Source organism: Shewanella sp. M-Br (assembly GCF_036245925.1).
GTDB classification, from domain to species: Bacteria; Pseudomonadota; Gammaproteobacteria; order Enterobacterales; family Shewanellaceae; genus Shewanella; species Shewanella oncorhynchi.
This window is the reverse complement of the sequence record NZ_BJBV01000019.1, coordinates 86,802-112,327: the sequence shown is the minus strand read 5'-3', so window position 1 is coordinate 112,327 and position 25,526 is coordinate 86,802. Positions and strand designations below refer to the sequence as shown.

The 25,526-nt window shown below is 46.6% G+C and carries 20 protein-coding genes; 4 read left to right on the top strand and 16 right to left on the bottom strand.

Translation table 11 applies throughout. The features are described from left to right. Positions 1–236 precede the first annotated feature (236 nt). A complete protein-coding gene (locus AAA952_RS16175; protein WP_338258502.1) occupies positions 237–1,160 on the top strand; it encodes a 5'-nucleotidase in 924 nt (307 codons plus the stop codon). A 138-nt stretch (positions 1,161–1,298) separates the two neighbouring features. Here the strand turns inward: AAA952_RS16175 and AAA952_RS16170 are convergent, their stop codons facing one another. The 13 genes from AAA952_RS16170 to AAA952_RS16110 form a co-directional block, all read right to left on the bottom strand. Next, a complete protein-coding gene (locus AAA952_RS16170) occupies positions 1,299–1,634 on the bottom strand; it encodes a YdbL family protein (protein WP_338258501.1) in 336 nt (111 codons plus the stop codon). A 24-nt stretch (positions 1,635–1,658) separates the two neighbouring features. Beyond that, positions 1,659–1,877, bottom strand: coding sequence for a YnbE family lipoprotein (locus AAA952_RS16165; RefSeq protein ID WP_028759774.1), 219 nt, complete (start codon positions 1,875–1,877; stop codon positions 1,659–1,661). 13 nt (positions 1,878–1,890) lie between these two features. Further along, entirely contained in the window at positions 1,891–5,340 is a 3,450-nt protein-coding gene (locus AAA952_RS16160) for a YdbH domain-containing protein (protein ID WP_338258499.1), read from the bottom strand. Between the two features lie 305 nt (positions 5,341–5,645). Beyond that, positions 5,646–6,833, bottom strand: a complete 1,188-nt coding sequence (locus tag AAA952_RS16155) for an aromatic amino acid transport family protein (protein ID WP_338258497.1) — start codon at positions 6,831–6,833, stop codon at positions 5,646–5,648. 534 nt (positions 6,834–7,367) lie between these two features. Further along, complete coding sequence (hisIE, locus tag AAA952_RS16150; RefSeq protein WP_338258495.1) at positions 7,368–8,024, bottom strand: bifunctional phosphoribosyl-AMP cyclohydrolase/phosphoribosyl-ATP diphosphatase HisIE; 657 nt, start codon at positions 8,022–8,024, stop codon at positions 7,368–7,370. A gap of 40 nt (positions 8,025–8,064) precedes the next feature. Continuing rightward, positions 8,065–8,838, bottom strand: a complete 774-nt coding sequence (gene hisF / locus AAA952_RS16145; protein WP_006081894.1) for an imidazole glycerol phosphate synthase subunit HisF — start codon at positions 8,836–8,838, stop codon at positions 8,065–8,067. Then, on the bottom strand, positions 8,820–9,557 hold the full coding sequence (hisA, locus tag AAA952_RS16140) for a 1-(5-phosphoribosyl)-5-[(5-phosphoribosylamino)methylideneamino]imidazole-4-carboxamide isomerase (RefSeq protein WP_338258492.1): 738 nt from the start codon (positions 9,555–9,557) through the stop codon (positions 8,820–8,822). Before hisA ends, hisF begins: the two co-directional genes overlap by 19 nt. 66 nt (positions 9,558–9,623) lie before the next feature. Beyond that, positions 9,624–10,394, bottom strand: coding sequence for an imidazole glycerol phosphate synthase subunit HisH (hisH, locus tag AAA952_RS16135; protein ID WP_338258490.1), 771 nt, complete (start codon positions 10,392–10,394; stop codon positions 9,624–9,626). 31 nt (positions 10,395–10,425) lie between these two features. After that, positions 10,426–11,517, bottom strand: a complete 1,092-nt coding sequence (gene hisB, locus AAA952_RS16130; RefSeq protein ID WP_338258488.1) for a bifunctional histidinol-phosphatase/imidazoleglycerol-phosphate dehydratase HisB — start codon at positions 11,515–11,517, stop codon at positions 10,426–10,428. Between the two features lie 101 nt (positions 11,518–11,618). Then, positions 11,619–12,800, bottom strand: a complete 1,182-nt coding sequence (gene hisC / locus AAA952_RS16125; protein WP_131525904.1) for a histidinol-phosphate transaminase — start codon at positions 12,798–12,800, stop codon at positions 11,619–11,621. A gap of 28 nt (positions 12,801–12,828) precedes the next feature. Then, complete coding sequence (gene hisD, locus AAA952_RS16120) at positions 12,829–14,151, bottom strand: histidinol dehydrogenase (protein WP_131525902.1); 1,323 nt, start codon at positions 14,149–14,151, stop codon at positions 12,829–12,831. A gap of 3 nt (positions 14,152–14,154) precedes the next feature. Further along, on the bottom strand, positions 14,155–15,054 hold the full coding sequence (gene hisG, locus AAA952_RS16115) for an ATP phosphoribosyltransferase (RefSeq protein ID WP_006086295.1): 900 nt from the start codon (positions 15,052–15,054) through the stop codon (positions 14,155–14,157). A gap of 969 nt (positions 15,055–16,023) precedes the next feature. Next, positions 16,024–16,524, bottom strand: coding sequence for a GNAT family N-acetyltransferase (locus AAA952_RS16110; RefSeq protein WP_338258484.1), 501 nt, complete (start codon positions 16,522–16,524; stop codon positions 16,024–16,026). 444 nt (positions 16,525–16,968) lie between these two features. On the opposite strand from AAA952_RS16110, the gene AAA952_RS16105 reads away from it, so the two are divergent. Beyond that, a complete protein-coding gene (locus tag AAA952_RS16105; RefSeq protein WP_338258482.1) occupies positions 16,969–18,978 on the top strand; it encodes an ATP-dependent DNA helicase in 2,010 nt (669 codons plus the stop codon). A 237-nt stretch (positions 18,979–19,215) separates the two neighbouring features. Here the strand turns inward: AAA952_RS16105 and AAA952_RS16100 are convergent, their stop codons facing one another. Next, entirely contained in the window at positions 19,216–19,506 is a 291-nt protein-coding gene (locus AAA952_RS16100) for a cytochrome c3 family protein (protein ID WP_028759787.1), read from the bottom strand. Between the two features lie 534 nt (positions 19,507–20,040). Then, positions 20,041–22,029, bottom strand: a complete 1,989-nt coding sequence (locus AAA952_RS16095) for a TonB-dependent receptor domain-containing protein (RefSeq protein WP_338258479.1) — start codon at positions 22,027–22,029, stop codon at positions 20,041–20,043. A gap of 432 nt (positions 22,030–22,461) precedes the next feature. Between AAA952_RS16095 and AAA952_RS16090 the strand changes: the two genes are divergently transcribed. After that, positions 22,462–23,040: a nuclear transport factor 2 family protein gene (locus AAA952_RS16090; protein WP_338258477.1), complete on the top strand. Its 579-nt coding sequence runs from the start codon at positions 22,462–22,464 to the stop codon at positions 23,038–23,040. Between the two features lie 15 nt (positions 23,041–23,055). On the opposite strand, the gene AAA952_RS16085 is transcribed toward AAA952_RS16090, so the two are convergent. Beyond that, positions 23,056–23,721 (bottom strand): DUF938 domain-containing protein, encoded by a 666-nt coding sequence (locus tag AAA952_RS16085; protein WP_338258475.1) that lies wholly within the window; start codon positions 23,719–23,721, stop codon positions 23,056–23,058. A gap of 475 nt (positions 23,722–24,196) precedes the next feature. Here AAA952_RS16085 and AAA952_RS16080 point away from each other — a divergent pair, with 475 nt between their 5' ends. Then, positions 24,197–25,486, top strand: coding sequence for an NAD(P)/FAD-dependent oxidoreductase (locus AAA952_RS16080; RefSeq protein ID WP_338258474.1), 1,290 nt, complete (start codon positions 24,197–24,199; stop codon positions 25,484–25,486). Positions 25,487–25,526: the final 40 nt, after the last annotated feature.

The window sequence follows — 25,526 nt, the reverse complement described above, 5'->3', positions numbered from 1 at the left end:
GTAAAGTTGCGGGAATCAATTCGAAACAAATATCTGTTAATCGTGAGCCGTTAGAAATTAAATCAACTCCGCATTCAGCTCCTTACCTTGAGACAAAAGCCCATAAAATGGGCCATATGCTTTCGGAGTTCGAAAAATGAAAACAAGGCTAGGCACGGCGACGTCTTTTTCGTTGTGGCTTCTCCTTCACTACAAAGCCGTGCGTACTGGCAGCGTTCAATTCTCAGAGGATCTATATGCCATATCCCATTGAAAGGAAGTTAGTTGTTGCAGTTTCATCAAGTGCTTTATTTGATTTGTCTGAATCGCATGCTGTTTTTGTGGAAGAAGGACCAAAAGCTTATAAGAAATTTCAAGAAGATAACCTAGACAAAATTCTTGATAAAGGTGTTGCCTTTCCTTTTATTAAACGGTTTCTGAAAATTAATCGACGCTTTCCTGAAAAATTACCTGTTGAAGTTGTACTATTATCAAGAAATTCAGCGGTTACCGGAAAAAGAGTCTTTAGATCGATTAAGTATTACGATCTTGATATTTCCAGAGCAGCTTTCATGGAAGGGAAATCACCATTTGAGTATATCCCAGCATTTAATGCATCATTATTTCTGTCAGCAAACGAGGAATATGTGCAAAATGCTATTGACGCTGGATATCCCGGTGGGTTGGTTTTACCTAGTCAGATAGTTAATGATGATGAAAATGATGAGCTAAGGATTGCATTTGACTTTGACGGAGTTATCGCTGATGACGAAGCAGAGGCAATATTTAAAGGGGGAGATCTTCCAGAATTCCACGCTTATGAAGTGGCTAATTCTGAAATACCACACAAACCAGGGCCATTGGCCGATCTTTTCAAAAAGCTCGCTTTCCTGCAAAAACTTGAAGATCGTGAAATTGAAAAAGATCGAAATTACAAACGGATTCTAACTACAGCTATCGTTACGGCTAGAAATGCACCAGCCCATGAGCGTGTTATTACAACCCTTGAGGACTGGGGGGTAAGTGCCAACGAGATGTTTTTTCTTGGCGGTATGGAAAAAGATAGAATTTTGTCAAAGCTTAAACCCCATATGTTCTTCGATGACCAAAGAAGTCATTTGGAGTCAAAGGCTGGTGACATACCGATGGTACATATACCATTTGGCATTGCCAATAAGTAAATTGAACCGGGTAGCTGGAGGTATCTCAATTATCTGCCTTTTAACGGAAAATCTACCCATAAAAACGCCTGCTATTGCAGGCGTTTTGTTTATGTCTATTCGTTTTGCTTTTATGCGCTAGAGCCCTTTAAAAGCGGACTACTTTTTAATCCATTTGCCTTTGGCATCTTGCACATAGTTGCCTTTATCTGTGGCGGCTATGGCTTTTTCGCCGGCGAGCTTAGCGACGTCGGCAGGGGAGAGTTTGTTCTTCTTGGCGATGGTTTCGTAGTGGGCGCGGCGTTTGTTATTTACGTCGTCCATCACGGCTTTGGCTTCGGGATTGGCTTGCACTAATCCTAAGTAGCCGTTGGCTTGTTCGCCTAAATAGCCCTGTAATTTAGCTTCTTGAAGTGACATGGCAAAGGCGCTTAGGCTTAAGAAGCTGAGGGTTAATAGCAATAATAACTTTGTTTTTAGTCGGATTGATTTCATGGTGATTCCTCAATTCTTATTTAATTAGAACAGCTTATCGTCTGATAGGAGTTGGTCTAATTCCTTATCTACTTTGATCCGTATCTCATGTTCAATTTTCACATTGAGATTGATAACGATAGGTTTATCTGGCGGTTCTATTTTGACTGTGGGCGTACAGCCCTGCAATGAGGCTAGGGCTACCAATGCGATAAGTGCGCTTCGGGTACCTATGCTAATTTGCTGTAATTGAATTATCTTCACTGAGGTTTCCTTGTTACTTCACTGATTTTTCGATTCTGTCCTGCAAGTCATTACCAATTTGCAGACTTCTAAATAATTGCAGCATGTTCTCTTCGTGGGAGTAATTCAAGTGGATAGGGCGTTCAATCCCTTCACCGCGGCCTTTTACTTCGACGAGTAGTTTAGCATCACCGGCTTGGTCCATATCAAAGCTGCTTGATAATTGGCTGTATTGTAAGTGTTCTAACGTCGAAAAGACAAAGTCTAGATACGGTTGGGATTGGCGCATCTGCTCAACGGCGGGGTTGCCCGAGATAGCGATGAGGCCGCCGGGTGCGCGCGCGGCTAATTGCCCTCCAGTGATCGACACTTTGCCGTTGATTAAATCGACGGGCAACACGCCATCGAATATGCCGTCGGCATAGATGCCAATTTGCGGTTGAATACGCAGGACCTCTTCTAGACTCATGGCCTGCAGTAACAGATAGGCATGGGATTTATCCTGTAATTTAAGATTAAATTCTGGCAGCAGAAACTGGCCGCTGAGCACTTTGCCTTTGGCGGTCATGGAAACATCGGTGTCACTTAAGCCTGTGAGTTGTTGTATCCAATTGTCGGGCAATTTTTGTGCATCTTTGCCAAGGGCGATATCGGCTTCCACTTCGATATCGGTCAGTGGGAAGCCTGGATCAAATAAGTTAAAGGTCATCAGCGTCTGCGGGCAATTGAGCTTACTGAGGCTGCTAAAATAGCCTTTATCCTGTGGCTTGTTATGAGACTCTTTTTTATAAGATTGCCCCCAAGTGAACTCACATTGCGCTTGCAGTTTTCCCCCCTCAAAAATGATGTCTTTATAAAAGCCTTCAAGTTCTGTCATCGATTGAGTTATTTGCATGGCAAATTGGGTCTGATCGCGCTGTTGGGTTAAATTAAACTGCGCCTGTAATTGGTTATTACCTGTGACATTAAGCTCAGATGGTAAGGGTTGGGTTTGATTGAGCAAGGCTAGCGCCTCGGTCATGCTAGTGTCGACAACCCATTGCCCCGTCAGCACTAGAGGTTTGCTCGCGGTGGCAAGGTTCAGCTTGTGTTGGCTTTGCAGCTCAACCGTGCCCACTTGCCAGTGCTCATCACCAAAGAGCGTGTTATTTTTCCAATCTAAGCTTTGTACCAGCGTTAACTTGTCCAGCTTGAGTACGGTTTCTTTGCGGCTGCGGCCTTTGCTGCTGAGCTGTTTTTCGATATTTAGCTGACTGGCTTGCCATGCGAGTTGATTACGCCAAGTGGTAGCGAGTAGTGAATCGAACAGCGCTTCGATATCGGGTTTAAGCTCAAATGACATGGCTTTTTGTAATGCAATCGAGAAACTGCCCGCATTCATATCGGTTTTCGTTATGATGCTAGTGCTAGCATTTTTATCAGCATTAGCCTCAGTGACTACATCATCTGTCACTAAAGTCTGTTTGGTCTGCGAAAAATACAGTTGCTCCAGTGCTAAGGTTAAAGGTGGTATGGCAAGGGTTAACCTGTTTGCGGTATCAGATGTGGGCACTGAGCTTTGCGCTGGACTGACTTTCTGAATGCTAGCGTTTTGAATACCAGAACTCTGAGTATGAGTGCTTTGCTGCGAGCTTATGTTCAGCGGCGCGAGGGCATTTATCGCGATACTACCAAGGCTAAACTCTGCATGTTTAGCCGCATTTTTATTTTGCATGCTAATACGCTTAAGCTCACCCACTGCGAACTGTAGCGTGTTGCCAGTATTTTGTTTTGTTGATTGAGTCAGTTCAGTCGACTCGGTAGTGGCAGTGATGAATTGCCAATCGGTTGAACTTGGCGTCTGAACTAAGTTAAATGTGCCTGCTGTCGTTAACTGACTATTATTCCAGCTAAAGTCATGCGGCGGATTTGCCCACAATTCAGATAATTGCATTGAGCCTGTTTGCCTCGTATTAAGGCGCCAATCTGTTTTGAAGGCCAGTGCTTTGGTTGATTTTGTTATTTCAACATTGGCCAAATCGACTTGGGTATCTAGCTTACTGCCTAAGGTCTTAAGCTTCACTCGAGGAAGTTTAATCGCAAGGGGATTAGCTAAGTGCACATCTTGCGGAATTTGAGTCAGCGGATAGTGCAGGGCTTCAGGCAATGTCAGTGCGATCCCCACAGGTGTATCTGTACTTTTGAGCCCCGATAGTAGCTTAGCGATTTGACTCGCTAGCGGATCAGGCACTTGCTCTGAAGCAGTCTTGGCTGCCGGATGGGTTAAAGATTGAGACGAAGGTTGAGTTAAAGGCTTAGCCAGCGACTTATCGAGTAGCTGCATCAATCGCTGTTGCTGCTCTGTATTTGGACTCAGCGCTAAGCTAAAGGGCTCTAGTTTTAGGTCAAGTTCAGCTAAATGTCCGGCAATTTTAAATGCTAACTCAGACTTAGGTGCAAGCTCGGGTTTAGGCGCAAGCTCTAGTGCAGCTAGTTGATTAAAGGTCAGCTTTGGATCGATTAATTGATGCTCACTGATAAGTTCGCCTGAGGTTAAAGTGATACTGCTGTTGGACACCAATTGACCTTGTAGATCAATCGCTAACGCTTGCCACTCTTTATCAAGCTCAGTTAACGGACTCAGTACACTGTCTTGCGCTTGCCTCAGGCTGATTTGATGCAAGCTCGCAAGCAGCGGCGCGAGCTGGATTTGACTCATGAGTTGCCATTTGTTGGTTTCGAGTGTTGCTTTAAGTGTGGCGATGCTTTCGCCTGCATGGCTAAACTCGCTGTTGATTTCCCCCGCGCCGTTGAGGCTCAACTTGTCCATCACCAAACGATAGGCGGGTAAATCATTTTGGGTATTGAGATGGTGGGCTTTGAGAATAAGACTGGTTTTTCCGATATCGATGAGTGGTAATGATTTGATATCTAAGGCCAATGCGGGGCCTTGTTCATCGATGGCATTCCGATTGGGCAAAAACAGTGATTGCCCTAACTCGACCTCAATATCACCTGTGGAGATTTGGGTGATTTTTTGAGTGAGGTAAGAGGCTTGGCTGAACTGTTTAAGTTCGACAAAACTCTGTGGCCAGTCAAGTTTTAGCTGAATATTCAAATCATTAAGCTTGATATGGCTATCATGCACCCTAAGATTGGCAGAAGTAATTCGCCAATGTTCTAACTGACTTTCCCCTAATTCAATGTCAATCAGTTCGCTGTCCATACCTGTGAGGGCAAAATTTGCCGCCTGCATGATCAGTTTTTCAGCCTGGGTATTCACAATCCACACAGTTAACGCCACGCCCGCCAAGATGCCCGTTAAGCTGGTCGCCAATAAGGTTTTTTTCAGGGGGAATTTACGGCGGCTTTGTGTTGCTACAGTGGTATCTGTTCCAGAACCTGCAGCACCACTGCGAGGGCCAGCGGATATCTGCGTTGCCTCGTGTTGAGGTGCCTTGCTATCGGAGGCACTGCTACGGCTTGGCTTGTTGTGGATTGGCATTGGGTTCGACTTCTTTCCTTATTCACTAAGCCCTGATCAAACTCGTGCCTTAGCGGTGCACAAATACACGAATGTGTATATTTCATCGGCACTTTTACTTCGGTTCGGTTACTTCGGAGCTCTTATATCGCGCACGAGCACCTGAGGTAGTTTAACACTCAAGGGCTTAGCTGACTAATGTGAAAGGATCATCGAATAGACAAGAGCCTGATGTCAATAGTTGAGGTTTTACAGGCTCTTGTACTTCATCTTTTATTCGGGCTAGCTAACTTTTAGTTAACTCACTCTTGGTGAGTGAATTGCGGCTAGCTAAATATCTGGGCGGCGATCACCACAATTCCGCAAAGTGTGGCGAGCATTAAGGCAAACTTGCCGCCCGCGACCCGATATCCCGTCGGCATATTGGCCGCGTCCCTTGTCTGGCGCTGTGTCCACACCATGGCCACAGGTAAAAAGATGGCGAGGATCACCAGCGCAATCGCCGCGTAACCCAGCGCTGTGATAAAACCTTGAGGGTAGAAGAGGGCAAAACCTAAGGGCGGTAAAAAGGTGATAGCCGCGGTTAAGCTGCGACCTGTTGCATTATCTTCTTGCCTTAAGCTTGAGGCCATAAAATCGAACAAACCTAAACTCACCCCTAAAAACGAGGTCGCAAGGGCGAGATCGGCAAATAGACTAATAGCGCTACTTAAGTATTCACTGTGCAGTACGCTCGCCAGTTGATTGATAAAGCTCGATAAACTCTGGTTTTCGAGCAATTGACTTTGGCTCAATACGCCTTGACTGCCCAGTTGCCACAAAAGGTAAATCACTAATGGCAAAGCCGAGCCAAACAACATGATCCTGCGCAGGGCTTTGACCTCAACGCCCAAGTAGCGCACCACTGAGGGAATCGAACCGTGGAAACCAAAGGAGGTAAATATTACCGGGATAGCCGTGATAATCAGCCCTTGGTTAAGTGGAAGCTCGAGTAAATGTGGGCTTTCAACCTGCGGCAGTAACAAGGCCAACATAAGCAATAATGCCAATAGCTTAAGGGCAAATAAACCGCGATTGATGAGATCCACACAGTGGGTTCCCATGCCCACAATGGCGCCAACCAGCAGGGTGAATAGGATTGCACCCGCCTGCGGTGGCAAATTTAGTCCTAGCCAAGTGCTCAGCTTTTGGTTCACTTGCTCGCCGCCGCCAGCAATGTAGGCGGCGCAGAGGGCGTACAGTAAAAACATCAAGGCGCTATTGGCGATCAACTGGCCCTTACGACCCAATAAGCGCTGCGCTAAGTGATTAAGGCTGGCATCGCTGGGGGCGAATTGATGTATTTCCACCATAAGCAGTGCCGTGTAGGCCATCAGCGCCCATAGGATGAGCATAATGGCGGAGGAGGTGCCAAAACCGAGTCCAGCCGATGCGATAGGCAAAGCCAGCATACCCGCGCCGATTGTGGTGCCTGCGATAAGCAGTAAACTGCCGAAAATTTTATTCTGTGTCATAACATGATCTCAAAAGCGTGTTGCAAGAAAAAGAGATAAAGACTTGATCCTAAAGCAACTGTCTTAAAGGATTTTGATGCGATTCAATAATGAAATGATTCAAGCACAAAATAATTTAAGCAAATGAGACAGTGGCGCTCAGCGGATCCGAAAGGATATGGCCACAATGGAAGGTCAGGCGAGGGAGCCTATCTATGCCATTGCGGCTACAGATAGGGAGTATAAAATGCTGTGAAACACATAAAACTTGCCTTAGCGTGTGTTGAGTAAAAACGGATAAGTGTTTTGATGCTTTGCCTTAATAACCTAGCGGCAACGGAGGTTACCATAGGGAACTGAACTGTACTTGTCAACCATTACAACAGTATTTTGATTATTTTTTGTCACAGGATTAAGGCGCAAGATATTCATTGTTCACATTGCGGCAATAGCACTTGAGGGAATCGCGCGATAAAAAAATGCCGCAGACTTGGCTCAAGTGTGCGGCATTTCTAGATGTCAGTGACTAGTGTGAAATCAGAATCAGTAAGCAGATTATGCTTTGCTCTGCAGCGCCTTTTCATGTCTTGCCAACAAATTTGCTGTAATGTCACTAAGGCTTAAATCTTGATCTTCAAGCAATACCAGCAAGTGATAGATAAGATCTGAGGCTTCGTTAACCAGCTCTTCCTTATCGTGGGTCGCGGCGGCAAGGGCGGTTTCAAGACCTTCTTCACCGACCTTTTGGGCGATACGTTTTGTGCCGCGCGCAAACAAAGACGCCGTGTAACTGGAATCGGCACTTTGCCCTTTACGTGAGGTGATTAAGCTCGCGAGGTTGTTCAAGAAAGGGTGCGCATTGTCATCTAACCAGCAACTTTCGGTGCCTTTGTGGCAGGTTGGGCCGTTGGGGATCACTTGCACTAACAGGCTATCGTTATCGCAGTCTTTATCGATAGCGACCAACCTTAGCGTATTCCCCGAGGTTTCACCTTTAGTCCACAAGCGCTGTTTTGAGCGGCTGAAAAAGGTGACATCACCTGTGCTCAAGGTTTTTTCCAGCGCGGCCTTATCCATATAACCGAGCATTAATACCTTGCCCGATAAATGATTTTGGATAACGGCAGCAATGAGCCCATCCTGTTTGTTCCAATCCAGCTCATTAACTTGAACAGGGCTAAAATCCGACTTAGTGTTTGTTTGGGTTGACATAGTATTCACTCTTAATCTGTTTGTAGAACCTAGAACCGCTCTAGCGTCTAATCGCGATCCCTTCGGCCGCTAAATAGGCTTTTAACTCACCAATGTTGATAATCGCCTTGTGGAATACGCTCGCTGCCAGCGCCGCATCGACCTTGGCTTCAATAAACACATCACGGAAATGCGCCATAGTTCCAGCGCCGCCCGAGGCAATCAAAGGCACGTCGCAGATGGCGCGAACAAGACTTAACTGCTTGATATCATAGCCGCCGCGCACGCCGTCTTGGTTCATCACATTGAGCACGATTTCACCACAACCTCGTTTTTGTACTTCTTCAACCCAGTCTTGGGTAAACCACTGAGTATCCTTAGTCGCCGCTTCATCGCCAGTAAATTGCTTTACTTTATAGCTGTTGCTGGTGGCGTCGAAAAAGGAGTCGATGCCAATCACGATACACTGGCGGCCGAACTCGTCCTGCAGGCGTGAGATTAAACTTGGATCGGTCAAGGCGGGCGAGTTAATCGAAATCTTATCCGCCCCAAAGGCTAATAATTCACGGGCTTGGCTAATGGTTTTAATGCCACCTGCCACGCAGAAGGGAATATCAATCTGCTCCGCCACGCGGCTCACCCAAGATTTATCGACCACACGTTCGTGGGCGCTGGCAGTAATGTCATAAAACACCAGCTCATCGGCGCCTTCTTCGGCATAACGCGCGGCTAAGGGCACGATATCACCGACAATTTCGTGGTTACGAAACTGCACGCCTTTCACTACTTTACCGTCTTTCACATCTAAACAGGGGACTAGTCGTTTGGCCAGCATTGGATTGCCTCCACCACGTTAAACTGATTGATAAGCAAGGCTTTGCCTATAATGATGCCCGCCGCGCCGCTATCACGCACGGCGGCAACATCCTCAAGAGTTGCAATACCGCCGGAGGCTTGCCAAGCGATATCGGGATAACTTGCAGCAATTTCTTGATAAAGCGCGGTATTCGCGCCCGTTAAGGTGCCGTCACGGCTAATATCAGTTACTAGCGCATGCTTTAAGCCGACCGCGCTAAAGGTTTCTACAAGGGATTCTAAACTCTTACCACCGCCACTTTGCCAACCGGATACGGCGACAATTTTCTCACCGCTCTGGTTGATATTGACATCGAGTGCAAGGCAAATCGCTTCGCTGCCGTATTTGATAAACCATTGTTTGACTAACTCAGGTTCTTTCACCGCCAGTGAGCCGATCACCACGCGTTTTACACCGATAGCTAATAATTCAGTGACTTGTTCTTCAGTACGAATACCGCCGCCCACTTGAATATTGGCGTTTAGTCCCGCCACTAATTCACTGATAAGGCGAGTTTGGCGTTTCGCGGGATCTTTCGCGCCCGTTAAATCAACGATATGCAACCACTTAGCGCCTTGTGCCTCGTAGGATTGCAGCTGCGCCAAAGGACTTAAATCAAAGGTGGTCTGCTGGCCGTAATCGCCTTGATAAAGGCGGACGACATTGCCATCAATTAAATCAATCGCAGGAATAATCATATGCTTAAATCCTCGATTGATTTATTTGTAAGTTGTTTATTAATAACTGGTTTTTTAATAAGTAATTTATTCATTGGTCAGTCTTTTCTGCGCCAACTTGTCCATCAGCGCTTCATCCATCTGTAAAAAGTTACGCAGAATTTGCGCGCCCACGGCGGCACTTTTTTCGGGGTGGAACTGCACGCCCATAAAGTTGCCTTTGCCGATGGCGGCGCTAAAGTCTTCACCATAGGAACATTGGGCTAAGGTAAATTCACTCAACGGCGCGCGGTAACTGTGGACGAAATACACATAACTGCCATCTTCAATGCCCGCAAACAGCGGGTGAACGCTAGGGATTTTGGCGCCTTGTGAGTTTGTCGTTAGCTTAAGTTGGTTCCAGCCCATGTGCGGCAAAGGTAAGTTTTCAGCTTTGAGTAGTTCAGTATCCAGCTCGCAAATGTCGGTGGGGATTATGCCTAAGCACTCGCAATCTTGACCTTTTCCGCCGCGCTCCTTAGAAATCGCTGCCAACATTTGCATGCCAAGGCACACACCCAGCACAGGTTGAGTCAGGCCTTGAATGAGTTCGACTAAGCCTTTTTCATGCAAGGATGCCATGGCGGCACCCGCTGTGCCCACACCTGGCAGCACCACACGTTTTGCCGCTTTGATTTTGGCTTTATCGTCTGTGACCAATACCTTAGCGCCTAAACGCTCGAAGGCGAAACGTACTGAGTTTAAATTGGCGCAGCCCGTATCTATGATGACGGTTTCAGCATCTGATGATGCATTTGCTGTTAATTGCGGGCTAGCTGTTAATTGCCGGCCAGCTGTTAATGAAGTGTCTTGTTGCATCCTAACCTCTTAAACGATTTATGCTGATGCCTTAAAGCACGCCTTTGCTCGATGGCAGAATATCGCCTTCGACTTTAACCGCTTGACGCAGCGCGCGGCCGAGCACTTTAAATAGGGCTTCAACTTTGTGGTGATCGTTATCGCCTTCGGTCGATACATGCAGCGTACAGCGCAGGCCATCGGCAAAGGAACGGAAGAAGTGTGGCACCATTTCAGTGGCCATTTCGCCTACGTGCTCACGCTCAAAATTGGCTGAGAATTTGATAAAAGGTCGGCCAGAGATATCCAGCAGACATTCACCCTTGGCTTCATCCATCGGTAGACTAAAGCCAAAACGGGCAATACCGCGTTTGTCACCGAGCGCTTGGCGCAGGGCATCACCTATGGCCAGCGCCGTGTCTTCGATACTGTGGTGATCGTCGATTTCTAAGTCGCCATCGACTTTCACATCCATTCTAAAATTACCATGGGTGGCAATTTGATCGAGCATGTGGTCGAAAAAGCCAATGCCAGTGTCGATTTTACCTTTCACTGGGCTGTCGAGATCCACAGTCACACGAATATCGGTTTCTTTGGTGGTACGCACAACAGTGGCGGTGCGGCCTTTATTGAGCAGCGCATCGGCGATGGCGTTCCAGCCCAAAGTGTCGCGTTGATATTTCAGGCTTTTAATGCCCATGGCATTGCCCAGTTCCACATCGGTTTCGCGATCGCCAATCACTGCCGATTGGGTGAAATCTATACAGCCTTGGGTGAGATAGTCTTTCACTAGCCCAAGCTTAGGCTTACGGCAGCTGCAATTTTCATCGTTAAAGTGCGGGCAAATCACCACATCTTCAAAGTTAACCCCTTGGCTTTTGAGGATTTGCATCATCATATTGTGGGGAGCGTCGAAATCTACCTGCGGGAAAGACGGTGTGCCAAGGCCGTCTTGATTGCTGACCATGACTAAGCGAAACCCTGCCTTTTGCAGACGTAGCAAAGCGGGGATCACCTGTGGCTCGAACACTAATTTCGCTAGACTATCGACCTGTTTGTCGGTGATGGGCTCTTCAATCAAGGTGCCATCGCGGTCGATAAACAGAATTTTTTGTGCAACGTTCGGGACAAATTGTGGGTTCATGGCTCTACCTTCAAATTCAATTCGTTTAGCTAATGCTTAAGCTGATTTTACCTTCAGCGCGGCATTCGCTTTTTATTGGTTTTATTAGTTTTTATGTTCAGTTACTTATTATTCGTTTCTGGTGACTGCTCAGTGTGTTGCGATTCAAATAAATTCACTAACACATCGGTATCCGCCTTTGAACTAAAGCTAAAGCGGATAGCCTTGGCAAGCCTTGGGTCTTTGTAGGCGCGGGCGACAACGCCGCTGCCTTGTAGTAACGCCGCGACCTTGGCGACATCATCAAATTCAGCCAGCACATAATTGCCGTTAGGCTTAAGCACGCGGGCGCGCGAATCTGAACTATTCGATTTTGAACAATAAGCGCTGATCGCCGCGGTGAGTCTGGCGCCTTGCTCATTTAATTCAGCAACTTGCACTTTCATCCGCGCAACGCCTGCGTTTGATAGCGCCTGGGTGGCGACTTCACTCACGGGCAGCGGCACTGGATAGGGGGCAATCACGCGCATAATGATTTCGACCACAGCCTCGTTTGCCAGCATAAAACCACAGCGTGCGCCGGCGAGAGCAAAGGCTTTTGACAGGGTGCGCAGTACCACCAGATTCGGATAGCTTTCCAGCAAATCCGCCACACTGTATTCGGGGCAAAACTCAATATAGGCCTCATCGATCACCACAAGCGCATCGGGCAGGGCTTTGATTGCTTGCTCGATAATGGCTTTGTCGATCACAGTCCCGGTTGGATTATTGGGATTGCAGATAAACACCAGTTTTGCGCCGCGAACGTCCTCGGCATAGCTTGTCGGTAAGCCATATTCTGCACTGAGATTTAACGCTTTAACGCCCACATTAAAGGTGTTCGCGCTGATGGCATACATGCCGTACGTCGGGCCAAAGCAGGCAATGCTGTCGACGCCTGGTATACAAAAGGCGCGAATTAACAGTTCAATCGCTTCATCGGCGCCGCGGCTGGCAACTATCTTGCTGGCGCTTACGCCGCTGTATTCGCTGTAGGCACTGATAAGCTGCGGCGGTTGGCATTCTGGGTAACGATTCAATTTTGATAAATCGAGCGCTGCCGTATCGACATTATTGAACGGCGATTCGTTGGCATTGATCCAAATATCACCACGGCCGCCCAGTCTGCGGGCACTCTGGTAGGGCGTTAAATCCAGTAATTCAGGGCGCGCTAGGCGCTCAGCTAACGTTAGCGGCGCCGGTGCTAACGTCGATGCTAATGCTACGGGTTCTGCTGTCTTTTCCATGCTGCTCACTTGGCTCATTTTCTTCACTCACATCTCATTAAGCGGATCATTTCTCTAGGCTAGCTAAACGTACTGCGACGGCATTTTTGTGCGCATCGAGCAATTCGTTACTGGCTAACGTCATGACCGCTTGCCCCAATCCGATTAAGCCCTTAGCACTGAGTTCCTGCACGGTAAAGCGGCGGCTAAAGTCGGCTAATGACAGGCTCGACACGGCGCGGCTGTAACCGTAAGTCGGCAGCACGTGGTTGGTGCCACTGGCATAATCGCCAACAGATTCAGGTGTATAAGCGCCTAAAAATATCGACCCCGCGGCGCGAATATTTTTCAATACCTCACGGGGAAAGCGCGTTTGGATGATCAAGTGCTCAGGCCCATATTGATTAGAAACCTGCGCGGCTTGCTGCATATCGTCAACAACAAAAGTGCGACTGCTGAGGAGCGCCGTTGCCGCGATATCACAACGCGGCAGTGCAGCGAGCTGTCTTGTCAGTGCGTCATTCACGCCATCGGCGATAGCTTGCGAATCCGTTACTAAAATCACTTGTGAATCAGGGCCGTGCTCAGCTTGTGAAAGCAAATCGGCGGCGATAAATTCGCAATTGGCGTCGCTATCGGCAATCACCAACACCTCAGAAGGACCAGCCGGCATATCGATACACACAGTGCAGCGGCCATCCTGTGACACTAAGCGTTTAGCTTCAGTCACGTAGCGATTACCTGGGCCAAAAATCTTATCGACCGTGGGAATCGTTTCTGTGCCAAAGGCCAGTGCCGCAATGGCCTGCGCGCCACCCACTTGATAAATTTCAGTGATCCCGCAGGCATTGGCGGCATAGATAATGGCATCGTTGATCGGCGGTGGGCTGACCAATACTCTTTGTTCGCAGCCGGCGATCTTGGCGGGCAGGGCGAGCATCATCACGGTAGAAATTAATGGCGCGCTGCCACCGGGGATATATAAACCCACTTTTTCAATCGGTTCGCTACGTAGCTCGCAGCGTACTCCCGCCTCGGTTTCCATATCAATCGGACGAAATTGCTGGGCGCTGTGAAACACATCTATATTCGCCATGGCTTTGGCTATCGCCGCTTTAAGCTCTGGTGATACCCGTGCGCTTGCCGCAGCAATCTCGGCTTCACCCATGCGCAGCTTGCCACTTCCTTGTCCATTTAAATCTTTGGTCGCGCTATTGAAGCCATCAAACTTTTGATTAAATTCGGCAATGGCGGCATCACCCCGCGTTGCCACTGCATCGATAATGGCGCGAACGCTTTGCTCTAAGCCGCTGTCACCAATTAAAGGCGAGCGTTTCAGCGCCGTTTTCTGCTCGGCGGTTGATAAGGTTGACCAAGTTAGGATTTCCATAGATTACCCCATCATTTTTTCGATTGGCATTACCAGAATCGAGCTGGCACCGAGTGCAGTCAACTGTTCCATGGTATCCCAGAACAAATCTTCGGTACTGACGGCGTGGATAGCAACGCGGTTAGTATCATCATTTAATGGCAATACGGTTGGGTTTTCAGCGCCGGGCAGTAGGGCGACGATTTGATCTAAGGTTTCGGTTGGCGCGTGTAGCAGTATGTACTTGCTCTCACGGGCGCGGATAACGCCGTTGACGCGGGAAAGAATCTTGTCGATGAGTGCTTGTTTCGTCGGCGTTTGGGTTTGGGTCGATTGAATGATGCAGGCCATAGAGCGGTAAATTACTTCGGTTTCGTATAAACCGTTGGCTTCTAAGGTTGCGCCCGTCGACACAAGATCACAAATACCATCGGCAAGGCCGGCACGTGGGGCGACTTCAACCGAGCCTTTTAACATACAGTCGCGATAAGTTATGCCTTTTTGTTGCATAAAACGGCGCAGCAGGTTCGGGTAAGAAGTGGCGATGCGTAATCCTTCTAAAGAGGAGGCATCGGCGTAACTGAATTCTGTCGGTACGGCTAACGAGAGGCGACATGATCCGAAATCTAACTGACGCAGTTTGAGGCAATCTGCGGGCTTGTTCAGTGTTTGACGCTCGATTTGTTCCTCTTCGAGCACGTTTTCACCGATGATCCCCATATCAACCACGCCGTCCATCACCAATCCTGGGATATCATCATCACGAACACGCAGCAAATCGATAGGCATATTGTCGGCGTGAGCAATAAGGCGTTGTTCATTAATGGAAAATTTAACACCACAGCTTTTTAGCAGTTGCTGAGAGTCAGTAGAAAGACGGCCAGATTTTTGGATGGCGATGCGTAAACGGTTCGATTCAGTCATAGTGTTATCTCGCTCAAAAGTATCAAAATTAAAAGATTCAAAATGTGTTGTTTAATCGGTTTAATACGTCTTGCCGTTTAATGGACTCTAGCTAAGTAATCTTGCTAAGAGCTCTAGCTAACGTATTGATAATTTGTAAAATATCTAAAATTTCTTATTAAATTAAAATCAAAATTAAAACCAAAATTAACGCCTAAATGCAAAAAACCCCCGGAATTCCTTCCAGGGGTTTATGATCATCTTGAATCAGTTCGCCAGAAGGATATAGTCCTCCGGCAGTGAGCGTCCGAAGGCTACCGCATATGGTGGTGATGGTGGTGAATAGCGTTCAGTAGTGGGCTCATTTTACTCTCTCGGTATTTAGCTTTATTGGCTCAACTGCTCGAAATACAGTGAAGCGTTGAATGCGTTGTTACGGACGTCTATCCGTATAAGTGGATTTAAACTAACCGCTTTTATGAGCCTTTGCAACAGAAATTTTGAATTAAATGAGAATATTTATGCGTTTTTTGTGAAAGGCAGGTGGTTATCTTTAAATAAAGTTATTGAGCATTTTTGTTGGTGTGATGTTGAAAGTAGATGGAAATGTGTTGGAAGTCGTGCAGGGGAACTGTAACTTGAGTTGTGAGCATTTGCTGATATTCATTAATACAGGCTTGCCATGGTGTTCACTCACCGACTCGCAATGCTCGACCGCCCCGTCCATGGGGCGGACGGTCGTCTCGCTAATCACCATGGCCTACCTTTTTAGCATTAGCATAAATTGTAGGTTTTAAGGAGACACGCAGCACGCTTTTGGACAAAAGCGCGGAAGATCTATTACTCACAATCGTCTAGTTCACATTACGATAAGTATGGCGAAGGTCAAAAAACGTAGACATTGCTGAGGTCAATTCTAACTAGATGGCCAAATTAACCGTACCACTACAAACAATGGGTGGCTTAGAAAAACTTGAATGACATCGATTGTTAGATGTGTTCATTTATGATGAATGTATAAAACGGAGTAGTTTCATCCTCGATTAACTCACGTACTGAATTAAGCTGTAATCGTTTTGATACCGCTTTAAAAAAGCGCAAAGCCAGTTCATTTTCTTTGAACGTAGCGACCAGCATTGGTGTGCTAATCTGCTCAAATATTTGACGGACTACTTCGAGCGCAATCCAACCACCGCGATATTTAGGAAGAATAAAGAGGTCGGCCAGTTCCCAGATAAGCCTTTCTTCAACTTCAACCCTATCTAGTAGAATAAAGCCTACCAATACTTCATTTACCCAAATGAGGTAGGCTTTTGCCTCTTGTGAGTTAACATAGGATTCAAGATCTGAGGCTGTAGATCCATCATATAACCCATCAATGCCTATATCTTCTTTACTCCAAGGTGTTGAATCAAAGTAATAAAGTTGGAGAAGACGTTGTAGCGTTGTGGTGTCACTTATTTTTAAATTGATAAGACTGACGTTTGACATCATTCATCCTGATTACCTGCGTCTAAGTATTGATGCTTGGGCACTGAAACATCCTGTTATCGAGCGTATATAATGGTATAGAGTTTTGCTTTGCTGAGGTAGCTTATTTATTTCAAATGGTTAGTGGCAGGCTGAAATCGACAGAAGTTTGCGAACCGTTACAGCTAGCGCACATGCTTTGGCGGATGCTAGCAAATACCGACGTTTAAATTGGTGTTAATTACGCGGCTAACTTGTAGTCTTATCTCAAATCAGCATAATGCTTCGAGCCGTTAAGCTTAACGCTATTGTTTACGGTCGCGGCTTGCGGCACTAACCAGTGCTTGTGGTTAATTAAAGTATCACTATGCACTCGCTCAGCAGCCCCGCAGCAGCTTATAGCGTGGCCTTACTACATTGTTTTATAACGCTCCCTAACACCTTGATAAAGGATTGATTCTCCCTTTGACTCGCTCTCGCCAACCGACATCAAAGCATGTTTCCTCTAAAGAAACCGTCGCTAAGCCTTCTGCCTTAAAAGGCGCCGCTGCGGTGAGTCGACTCGCGTCCGAAGTGCAACGCGCATTTTTGCCCGATGGAGTATTGTCTAAACATATTCAAGGGTTTAGTGCGCGAACAAGCCAAATGCAAATGGCGCAGCAAGTGAGTGAGGCGATAGCTGCGAAGGGCAATCTGGTGATTGAGGCGGGTACGGGGGTAGGTAAAACCTTTGCGTATTTGATCCCCGCGATATTGAGCGGTAAGCAAGTCATCGTCAGTACGGGCAGTAAAAACTTGCAAGAGCAGTTGTTTTTTAAAGACTTACCCGCGCTGGTCGCCATGTTGGGGATTGAGCCTAAACTGGCTCTACTAAAGGGCCGCAATAATTATCTGTGCCAGTGGCGACTCGATAAGCAAATGAGTGAGGCGACACATATCGATGCGCGTTTGTTGGATGATTTGTTGAAAATTAATCAGTGGGCGAGCACCTGTAAAGATGGTGATATTGGCGGCTTAACCTCAGTGCCTGAGAATTCTTCGGCGCTGCCGCTTGTGGTCAGCACTAAGGAAAGCTGTATTGGTAAGCGCTGCGATTTTTACGATGCCTGCTTTACCCGCAAGGCGCGCAGCCGTGCCATGGATGCCAAAATTATTGTGGTTAACCACCATTTATTTTTCGCCGATAGCGTACTGAAAGACACGGGCTTTGCCGAGTTATTACCCGATCCTGATGTGGTGATTTTCGATGAAGCGCATTTATTACCCGATATTTGCGTTAACTATTTTGGCCAGCAATGTTCGAGTCGTACTATCGATGATTTCATTCAAAAGCTACTCGCTATTTATCAGACTGAACTCAGTGATACTGGGCAACTCGCCCAATTTTGCCAGCGTTGCCTCGCTAAATTAAGTGATTGGCATAATCAGTTATATTCCTGCGGCGAATCCGATTGGCGTTTAGTGCTGGGCAATAAAGCGCTCGCGGCGGCGTCATGGGATTTATTAGCGGAATTAACCGCGCTGCAGAATTTATTAATGGCACATATTGGCCGCAGTGAATTGTTAGATGATATCGCCATTAAGTTGGCTGAGTTGAATAACAAGCTCAGTGTGTTTTTTAACTGCGATAATAATCTGGCGGCCTACAGCATCGAATTTGGTAGTCGCTTTGTGGTGCTGCGAATTTCACCAATCAATATTGCCCGTGAGTGCCAACAGTTATTTGTGCCCGAAACCAGCTGGATATTTACCTCGGCAACTTTGCAGGTTAACCGCAGTCTTGTTCATTTTGCCCGAGAAATGGGTATCGTCGATGCGCAGCAAAGTATTCTCGACAGTCCCTTCGATTATCCCCGCCAAGCGGTATTTTGTGTGCCAAGACAACTTGGGAGCGTGACCAATCAACAGCAAGCGTTAAAGCAGCTGGTGGATGTGTGCGTGCAAGCGATAGATGCGGCGCAGGGACGGACTTTTATTTTATTTACCAGCCATAAAATGCTCGAACAAGCGGCGCTGGCACTGCGAACTCGCACTCAGTATCCGCTGCTGGTACAAGGCCAAGCGGGTAAACAGAGTCTGCTGACTAAGTTTCGCCAACTTGGCAATGCGGTATTGCTCGGCACCAGTAGTTTTTGGGAAGGGGTGGATGTGCGCGGTAAATTGTTAAGCTGCGTGATTATCGACAAATTACCTTTTGTGTCGCCCGATGAGCCCCTGTATCGCGCCCGAGCCGACAATGTGAGTCGTCAGGGACTCGATCCTTTTACTGAAGTGTCGTTACCGCAGGCGATTATTGCGCTGAAACAAGGTGTTGGCCGTCTCATTCGCGATGAAAAAGATCGCGGTGTGCTGATCCTTTGCGATAATCGCATTGTGAATCGCTACTATGGCCAAGCTTTTTTAAACTCGCTTCCACCGATGGCGCGCACCCGTGACCTAGAAAAGGCATTGGCGTTTTTGAGAACAATCCCCTGAGAGTCGTCTATGGCTTACCTAGCATACGTAAACTTGTCCTATTTGCCGGATATGGAATTCTGAGCTAAGTATTGAGCCGTTACACATATTGTAAGGATATAAAAACGGAGGTAAAAATTGCCACCTGTGAGCAATAGGTGGCAAACACCCTTGGAGGTTGGGTCAAGTGGCATCCTGCCTAATGGTTCCATTCAAAATAAATAATTCTTCGGCCTTTGGTTTTAGATTTTTTGTGAATTAATGGCATTCTTTGCAAGCATCTGCTGGTGCTTTTTCTTGATGAGCGATATGGCAATTGGTGCATGTTAAAACGCCATCATGTTTAGTATGAGCTTCACCTGCGAGAGTTTTCATTTCTCCATGGCATGATACACATTGCTGATTTTCAAAAACATAATCCGCTGAAGGTTTTTTATCTTTATGGCAGGATTCACAGTCAGATCTTTCAGAATGACTGTCGGCAAGTGATACCGCCATTAAATTCGTTGAAAAGCACAGTGCGCACATTAGCATCATCTTTTTAAGCATGTTATTTTCCTTTTTTATTGTTGGTTAAATCATCATTCTGAAGCGAGTAAATCACATATCTAGCTATGAAATATGTAACTTGAAGTTGGAACTGTATTTTTCTCGCTGTTTTATTAGTGATATAAACGGAAAGATAATATCGCTTTTGCTTGGTGCGTAAGTTTAATAGTCGAGAATTTTACACCTCAAGCTTTAGCAGTCTTGCGTGTGTATAATAGTTTTTTAATATGACAAAACCTTGATCGTTATCAAAGGTTAACGGGTGAGTTATTTTTTAGCTTTAAAGTATGATCAAGGTTATATTGCAGAATGTAAAAGACTAATGATTTAAATCTGGATTATGCAATTTATATTTTTAATGTTTATTTAAAAATTCTCTATTTTAGAAAATATATTGATTTTACTTTTTCTAGTCGGATGTGTGATATTCATTTTGCTCTTAAACAATAGGCGAAGCCAAAACGAGCTTCGCCTATGATGTTTAATGTTGAGTAGCAGAGCTACAATTACACATTAATTTCTGGCTTGTGAAGCTTAGAAACTTGCTGTTACCCCTGCATAAATACTGCGACTCTTTTGAATATAATCAAGGTCGGTGGCAACTTGGTCACGTTCAGAATCCGTTAGGTTAGTCACGCCAAGCTTCAGTCTAAACATAGGATTAATTTGATAATTCGCACCTATATCGAGCGAGCCATAACCCTCTGATTTGACATTGGCTCGCAAATACTGCTCGCCAGTATAATGGTAGGCGATAAAGGTGGATAAACCATCGAGTGCCTGCCATTGCAGTTTTAGGTTATAGCTGTCGTCCGGTGTTAAGGTAAAAGGCGCGCCATTTTGCTTATCTTCGGCATCGGTTTTACTGTAATTACCGTTTAGGCTGAGATCTTGAGTTAAATTGTACCAAGCTTGTAATTCCCAACCAGTGATCTTAGCTTCGTTCACGTTTTGGTAAGTTAATACTGTACCAGGGACTCTATTCCAAGTTTCGGTGATAATTTTATTTTCTACATCGTTATGGAAGTAGGTGATCGAGCCACCAAAATCCGTGGTTTGATATTGGGTCGATAACTCGTAGTTCACTGAGGTTTCGGGTTGTAGATCAGGATTTCCCGCAACGGTACAGGCGCCACGACAAGCGGGGATAATATAATCGGCTTGGGATTGCGCCATATTTGGCGCTTTAAAGGCTTTGCCGCCACCACCTTTAATGACCCATTCAGAGCTTAAGTTATACACCAAATACAAGCGTGGGCTAAATTCGGTGCCGTACACATCGTGGTGATCGACGCGCCCGCCTAAGGTGATATTGAGTTCGCCTAAGCTAAATTCATCTTGTAGATACAATGCCGATTGGCTGTCGTCTAAGGTGCCATCACCTAAAATATTGCGGCTATTTTCGAGCTGGGTCCAACGGTATTCTGCACCGCTGGTTAACATGTGATCGCCAAGCAGGACAGTGGTTTGACCGTCGAGATTGTGGTTGGTTTGGGTGATATTACCTATCTCGGCGATTAACGCTGAGTCGTCAGTCACCTCAACATTTTCATAGTAATAGCGCAGGCGAGTGTCGCCCCAGATCCAGTGGCCATTATGGGTCAGACCTGAACTTATCCGCTCCGCTTGTTGGTTATTGGTGAGAATCGTGCCGTAGTTATTCCAATCAGACTCGCGTTCATCGTTGGCGTAACTTAAGTCAAATTGCAGATCTTGCTGGTTATCAATCAGCCATTGTAAATTGGCGAGGGCGCTGATTTCATCTCTGTCTTCTAACGCATCAATAGTGGGTTTTAAGTCCGAGCGCCATGCATCGCGTTTATTGCTGTCGACGATTAAGTTTGCCAGTAATTTATCTTTGATCAGCGCGCCACTGCTGTAGAAATTGTACTTAGTGCTATCGCCACCCTTGCCACTGGTAGGTGCATCGTATTGCACGCCAACGCTGGTTTGCCAGTCCTCAGTTGGTTGACGCAGTATGACGTTAACCACACCGCCCAAAGCTTCTGAGCCGTATAGGGATGACATAGGCCCACGCACAACTTCGATACGTTCAATGGCAGACATTGGAATAGAGGACAAGTCAAAATCGTTGCCATAACCAGAAGTTAATGCTTCGCGGGAGTTAATGCGGCGGCCATTAATCAAGATTAAAGTGTAATCTGAATCTAAACCTCGCAGGCTGATTTCATTGCGACCATAGGGCGTGCCTTCGCTGATGTTCACACCCTGTAAATAACGGACTGCGCTAGCAAGATCGTCTATGACTAGCGCTTCAAGTTCACTGCGGTTTATCACGGACACTGAAGCTGGCGCCGAAAGCTCCGAGTGTTTAGTTTGTGTTGCTGTGATCACCATGCGTTCCATTTCTGGAGTGGTATCTTGCGTGTTTGCAGCACTAGCCCATGCTGCAGGTAATAACAAACATAAACCAATAGCGCGCGATAGCTGGCTCAACATAGGTGTCTGTGTTGCATGAGATAGATGCGAGGTTTGGCGAGTGCGACGGATAAAGCGGGGCATATCATTCTTCCTTCGGTAATTTTGGCGAATGATAATTATTCTTAATTATAGCTTCAAGCTTGGATGTCTCTCTTTTGTGTAAAGGCAGTGTAAATTTTTAGTGTTTAATAACAGTGTGATAGCCCGTATATTCGACGTGTTGCTCGCTGGCATGGTCATCCTGATTGAGTGTATTGAGCATAAGGCACTGAGTATGACGATCTGAGTCTGACTGTCGTCGGATAAATCACTAAAAAATAGTGAGAATAATCAGAAACTATCACAGCACAAAACAGCATAACGTAATATTAAGCCATATCGATATGATTAATATGGATATTTTAACTGGCATAAGCTTTGCTGGCGATGTGACTTTGTGTTTCGTGGTGCATTCATGTTTGTGACGTGAATCGTCACCATACAAAATGTATTGCCAATATTTACGGAGAGAATATGAATCCAGCATTTTATAGCCTAGCCACAGTCGCTGTTTTAACTTTGTCACTCGCCACTACCGAACCTGCTGTTGCCACAGATGCGCCCGCATTAGCTAAAGCAGCATCAGTTAAAACGGCAGGGGCTCCACAAGCTGACATTGCGCAGCCCGTAGCTGCACTTACAGACACTTTATTTACCCAAATTGCAGCGGTGGATTTTGCTGTGTTCGACAGTTTCAATAAGTGTTCAGCCCCTGCTGAACTCAAGAAACACGCGGCGTTTTTCACTGAAGATGTAGAGTTTTACCACGACACGGGCGGCGTCACTTGGAACCGCAAGGACATGATCGCTAATACTGAAAAATATGCCTGTGGCCATTACCGCCGCGAGTTAGTTGCGGGCACGCTGAAAGTGTTTCCGGTGAAAGAGTTTGGCGCGATAGAGCAAGGCGTTCATCGTTTTTGCAGCTTTGAAACCGGCAATTGTGAAGGTCTAGCCGACTTTGTCATTGTGTGGCGCAAACAGAACGAACAGTGGAAAGCTACCCGAGTACTGAGCTATGGACACAGAACCGCCGAGGCCAAAACGGACTAAACCACTCAACCAAAGCTAGCTTTTAACAAAAAACGAGTCTTTAACAAAATGCAGTAGTCGATTATTGGCGGGCATAGCCACATCTTGCTTCAGTGTTAAGCCTTGCTCGCTGGCTAAACTGCAAATCCATTCAATATCACGAATGCCGCTGGCGGGATCGCGCTGTTTTAAAAAGGTATCAAACTGGCGATTGCTGTCACTGCTAAATTCGCCTTGGTAGTTAAAGGGGCCGTAAATGCACAGGGTCTTGAGTTGGGGGAGATACAGACCAAGGCCAGTAAAAAACGCTTCAACCATATTTTTGCTCATAATATGCAAAGTGTTTGCAGTAAATACGCCATCAATATCAGGTGTTAGTCCCTTCACCGGCCATGGCGCGGTAACATCAAGGGTAAGTGGTAAGCGTAGGTTTGCCGCTGCATTGGGTAGCTTACCTTCATGTATACACCTTGCGGTAATGACCTCAATATACTCAGCTTGATCGCTGGTTTGCCAGATTAAATGGGGAAGATTTGCTGCAAAATACACAGCATGTTGCGCTGTGCCACTGCCGATTTCGAGTACATGTTGGTTGAGTGAGAATGCTTGTGTTAATACCGCTAAAATCGGCGCTTTGTTGTTTTCACACGCTTGGGAAAACGGCAATTGGGTAAGTGGCTGGGTAATTGGCATTAGTGGCATAATGGACTCTAGGTTGCTGAGATTAAAAGAGGATGACGCCGCACAAGCCTATCTTAAACCAGCAAAAAGTATAAGGCTTAAAAGATAAAATGAGCCGCGCCTTAACATTCGGAGTCTCTATCTTAGGTACCTTAATTTTAGTGCCTTAATTTTAGGTACCGCCATTTCAGAAGCTTCCATCTCAAGCACCTCCATTTCAGGTTCTTCAAGAAGGAGCCTGCAGCCAGCTCAACTCCCTTTGTCCTGTCCTGCAAAAATAGTTATCGCAATTCACTGTTGATCTCGATCTCAACTCAGATATACTCACAAATTCTGAACGCTTGTAAAAAATATAAAACAACGTCGGTATGATGCCGTGTTAAAACTAGTCTCCAAAACTGAGTGTCCAGAAGAACTGAGTGCCCAGAACTAAGACTTAACACTCACTTTCAGCCATCAACTTTCAACAGTTAACTTTCAACATCAAGGAATGACCATGCCAGCAGAGCGTTGCGCCTCCTACTACAATGCCACCATTGACCAAGAGTCAGATTATCCTGCGCTTGAAGGCGACATTCGAGTCGATGTGGCGATTGTGGGTGGCGGTTTTACCGGCGTGGCAACGGCGTTGGAATTATCTGAGAAGGGCTACAAAGTGGCGCTTATTGAGGCCAATAAAATTGGGTGGGGCGCGACCGGACGCAACGGTGGGCAGGTGACGGGCAGTTTGTCCGGCGATGTTGCGATGACAAAACAGCTGCGCCGCCAAATTGGCAATGAAGCTGAAGATTATGTGTGGAATTTACGTTGGCGCGGTCATGACATTATTAAAAACCGGGTGGCCAAGTACGGCATAGACTGTGATTTAAAGTTTGGTCATATCCAAACCGCCTACCAGCCAAAGCACATGCAAGAGCTTAGGGCTATGCATGATGAGGCGCAGCGCCGCGGCATGGGTGAATTTATGACGCTGGTATCCGCCGATGAAATGCCCGCCTATTTAGGCTCGCCCTTGTATCACGGTGGCTTAGTCAATCGGCGCAATATGCATTTACACTCTGTTAATCTATGCCTTGGTGAAACCCGCGCGGCAGCAGGTCTTGGGGCATTAATCTTTGAAAACTCTCCCGTACTCGATATTGAAGAAGGCGATGTGGCGACAGTTGTCACCGCCAAGGGAAAAGTGCGCGCCAACAGTGTGCTGATCGCGGGTAATGCTTACCATAAACTCGCCCGTCCGAAGCTGCGCGGTATGTTGTTCCCTGCCTCTTTGGGCAATTGCGCCACGGCAATTTTGCCCGATGAGATCGCTTCGCAAATCAATCCGCAGGATTTAGCCGTGTACGATTGCCGCTTTGTACTGGATTACTATCGCCTGACCGCGGATAAACGGCTGATGTTCGGCGGCGGCACTAACTACAGCGGCCGCGATCCTAAAAATGTGGCGGCGGAATTACGGCCCGCGATTGAGCGTACGTTTCCACAATTAAAGGGCATTAATATCGAATTTGCCTGGGCCGGAATGGCAGGAATTGTGATTAACCGTATCCCGCAGCTCGGCAAAGTGTCGCCTAATGTATTCTATTGCCAAGGATATTCTGGGCACGGAGTGGCGACATCGCACATTATGGCCGAGATCATGGCTAATGCGATGGATGGGCAATTGCGTGAATTTGATTTGTTTGCGGCCATGCGCCATATCCGCATTCCGTTAAATGAATGGTTCGGCAATCAAGCGCTTGCATTAGGCATGTTGTATTACACTTTGCGGGAAAACTGGCGCTAGTTTGCGCCGTGTTGTCTGCTACCAATCAATTTGCTCAAAC

Bases quoted from the DNA above. Each gene is read 5' to 3' on its own strand.
- hisIE (WP_338258495.1), bottom strand. From the start codon at position 8,024: ATGTCAACCCAAACAAACACTAAGTCGGATTTTAGCCCTGTTCAAGTT.
- hisC (WP_131525904.1), bottom strand. From the start codon at position 12,800: ATGAGCCAAGTGAGCAGCATGGAAAAGACAGCAGAACCCGTAGCATTA.
- AAA952_RS16155 (WP_338258497.1), bottom strand. From the start codon at position 6,833: ATGACACAGAATAAAATTTTCGGCAGTTTACTGCTTATCGCAGGCACC.
- hisD (WP_131525902.1), bottom strand. From the start codon at position 14,151: ATGGAAATCCTAACTTGGTCAACCTTATCAACCGCCGAGCAGAAAACG.
- hisG (WP_006086295.1), bottom strand. From the start codon at position 15,054: ATGACTGAATCGAACCGTTTACGCATCGCCATCCAAAAATCTGGCCGT.
- AAA952_RS16110 (WP_338258484.1), bottom strand. From the start codon at position 16,524: ATGTCAAACGTCAGTCTTATCAATTTAAAAATAAGTGACACCACAACG.
- hisF (WP_006081894.1), bottom strand. From the start codon at position 8,838: ATGCTGGCCAAACGACTAGTCCCCTGTTTAGATGTGAAAGACGGTAAA.
- AAA952_RS16170 (WP_338258501.1), bottom strand. From the start codon at position 1,634: ATGAAATCAATCCGACTAAAAACAAAGTTATTATTGCTATTAACCCTC.
- AAA952_RS16175 (WP_338258502.1), top strand. From the start codon at position 237: ATGCCATATCCCATTGAAAGGAAGTTAGTTGTTGCAGTTTCATCAAGT.
- AAA952_RS16090 (WP_338258477.1), top strand. From the start codon at position 22,462: ATGAATCCAGCATTTTATAGCCTAGCCACAGTCGCTGTTTTAACTTTG.
- hisH (WP_338258490.1), bottom strand. From the start codon at position 10,394: ATGCAACAAGACACTTCATTAACAGCTGGCCGGCAATTAACAGCTAGC.
- hisA (WP_338258492.1), bottom strand. From the start codon at position 9,557: ATGATTATTCCTGCGATTGATTTAATTGATGGCAATGTCGTCCGCCTT.
- AAA952_RS16100 (WP_028759787.1), bottom strand. From the start codon at position 19,506: ATGCTTAAAAAGATGATGCTAATGTGCGCACTGTGCTTTTCAACGAAT.
- AAA952_RS16160 (WP_338258499.1), bottom strand. From the start codon at position 5,340: ATGCCAATCCACAACAAGCCAAGCCGTAGCAGTGCCTCCGATAGCAAG.
- AAA952_RS16095 (WP_338258479.1), bottom strand. From the start codon at position 22,029: ATGCCCCGCTTTATCCGTCGCACTCGCCAAACCTCGCATCTATCTCAT.
- hisB (WP_338258488.1), bottom strand. From the start codon at position 11,517: ATGAACCCACAATTTGTCCCGAACGTTGCACAAAAAATTCTGTTTATC.
- AAA952_RS16080 (WP_338258474.1), top strand. From the start codon at position 24,197: ATGCCAGCAGAGCGTTGCGCCTCCTACTACAATGCCACCATTGACCAA.
- AAA952_RS16085 (WP_338258475.1), bottom strand. From the start codon at position 23,721: ATGCCACTAATGCCAATTACCCAGCCACTTACCCAATTGCCGTTTTCC.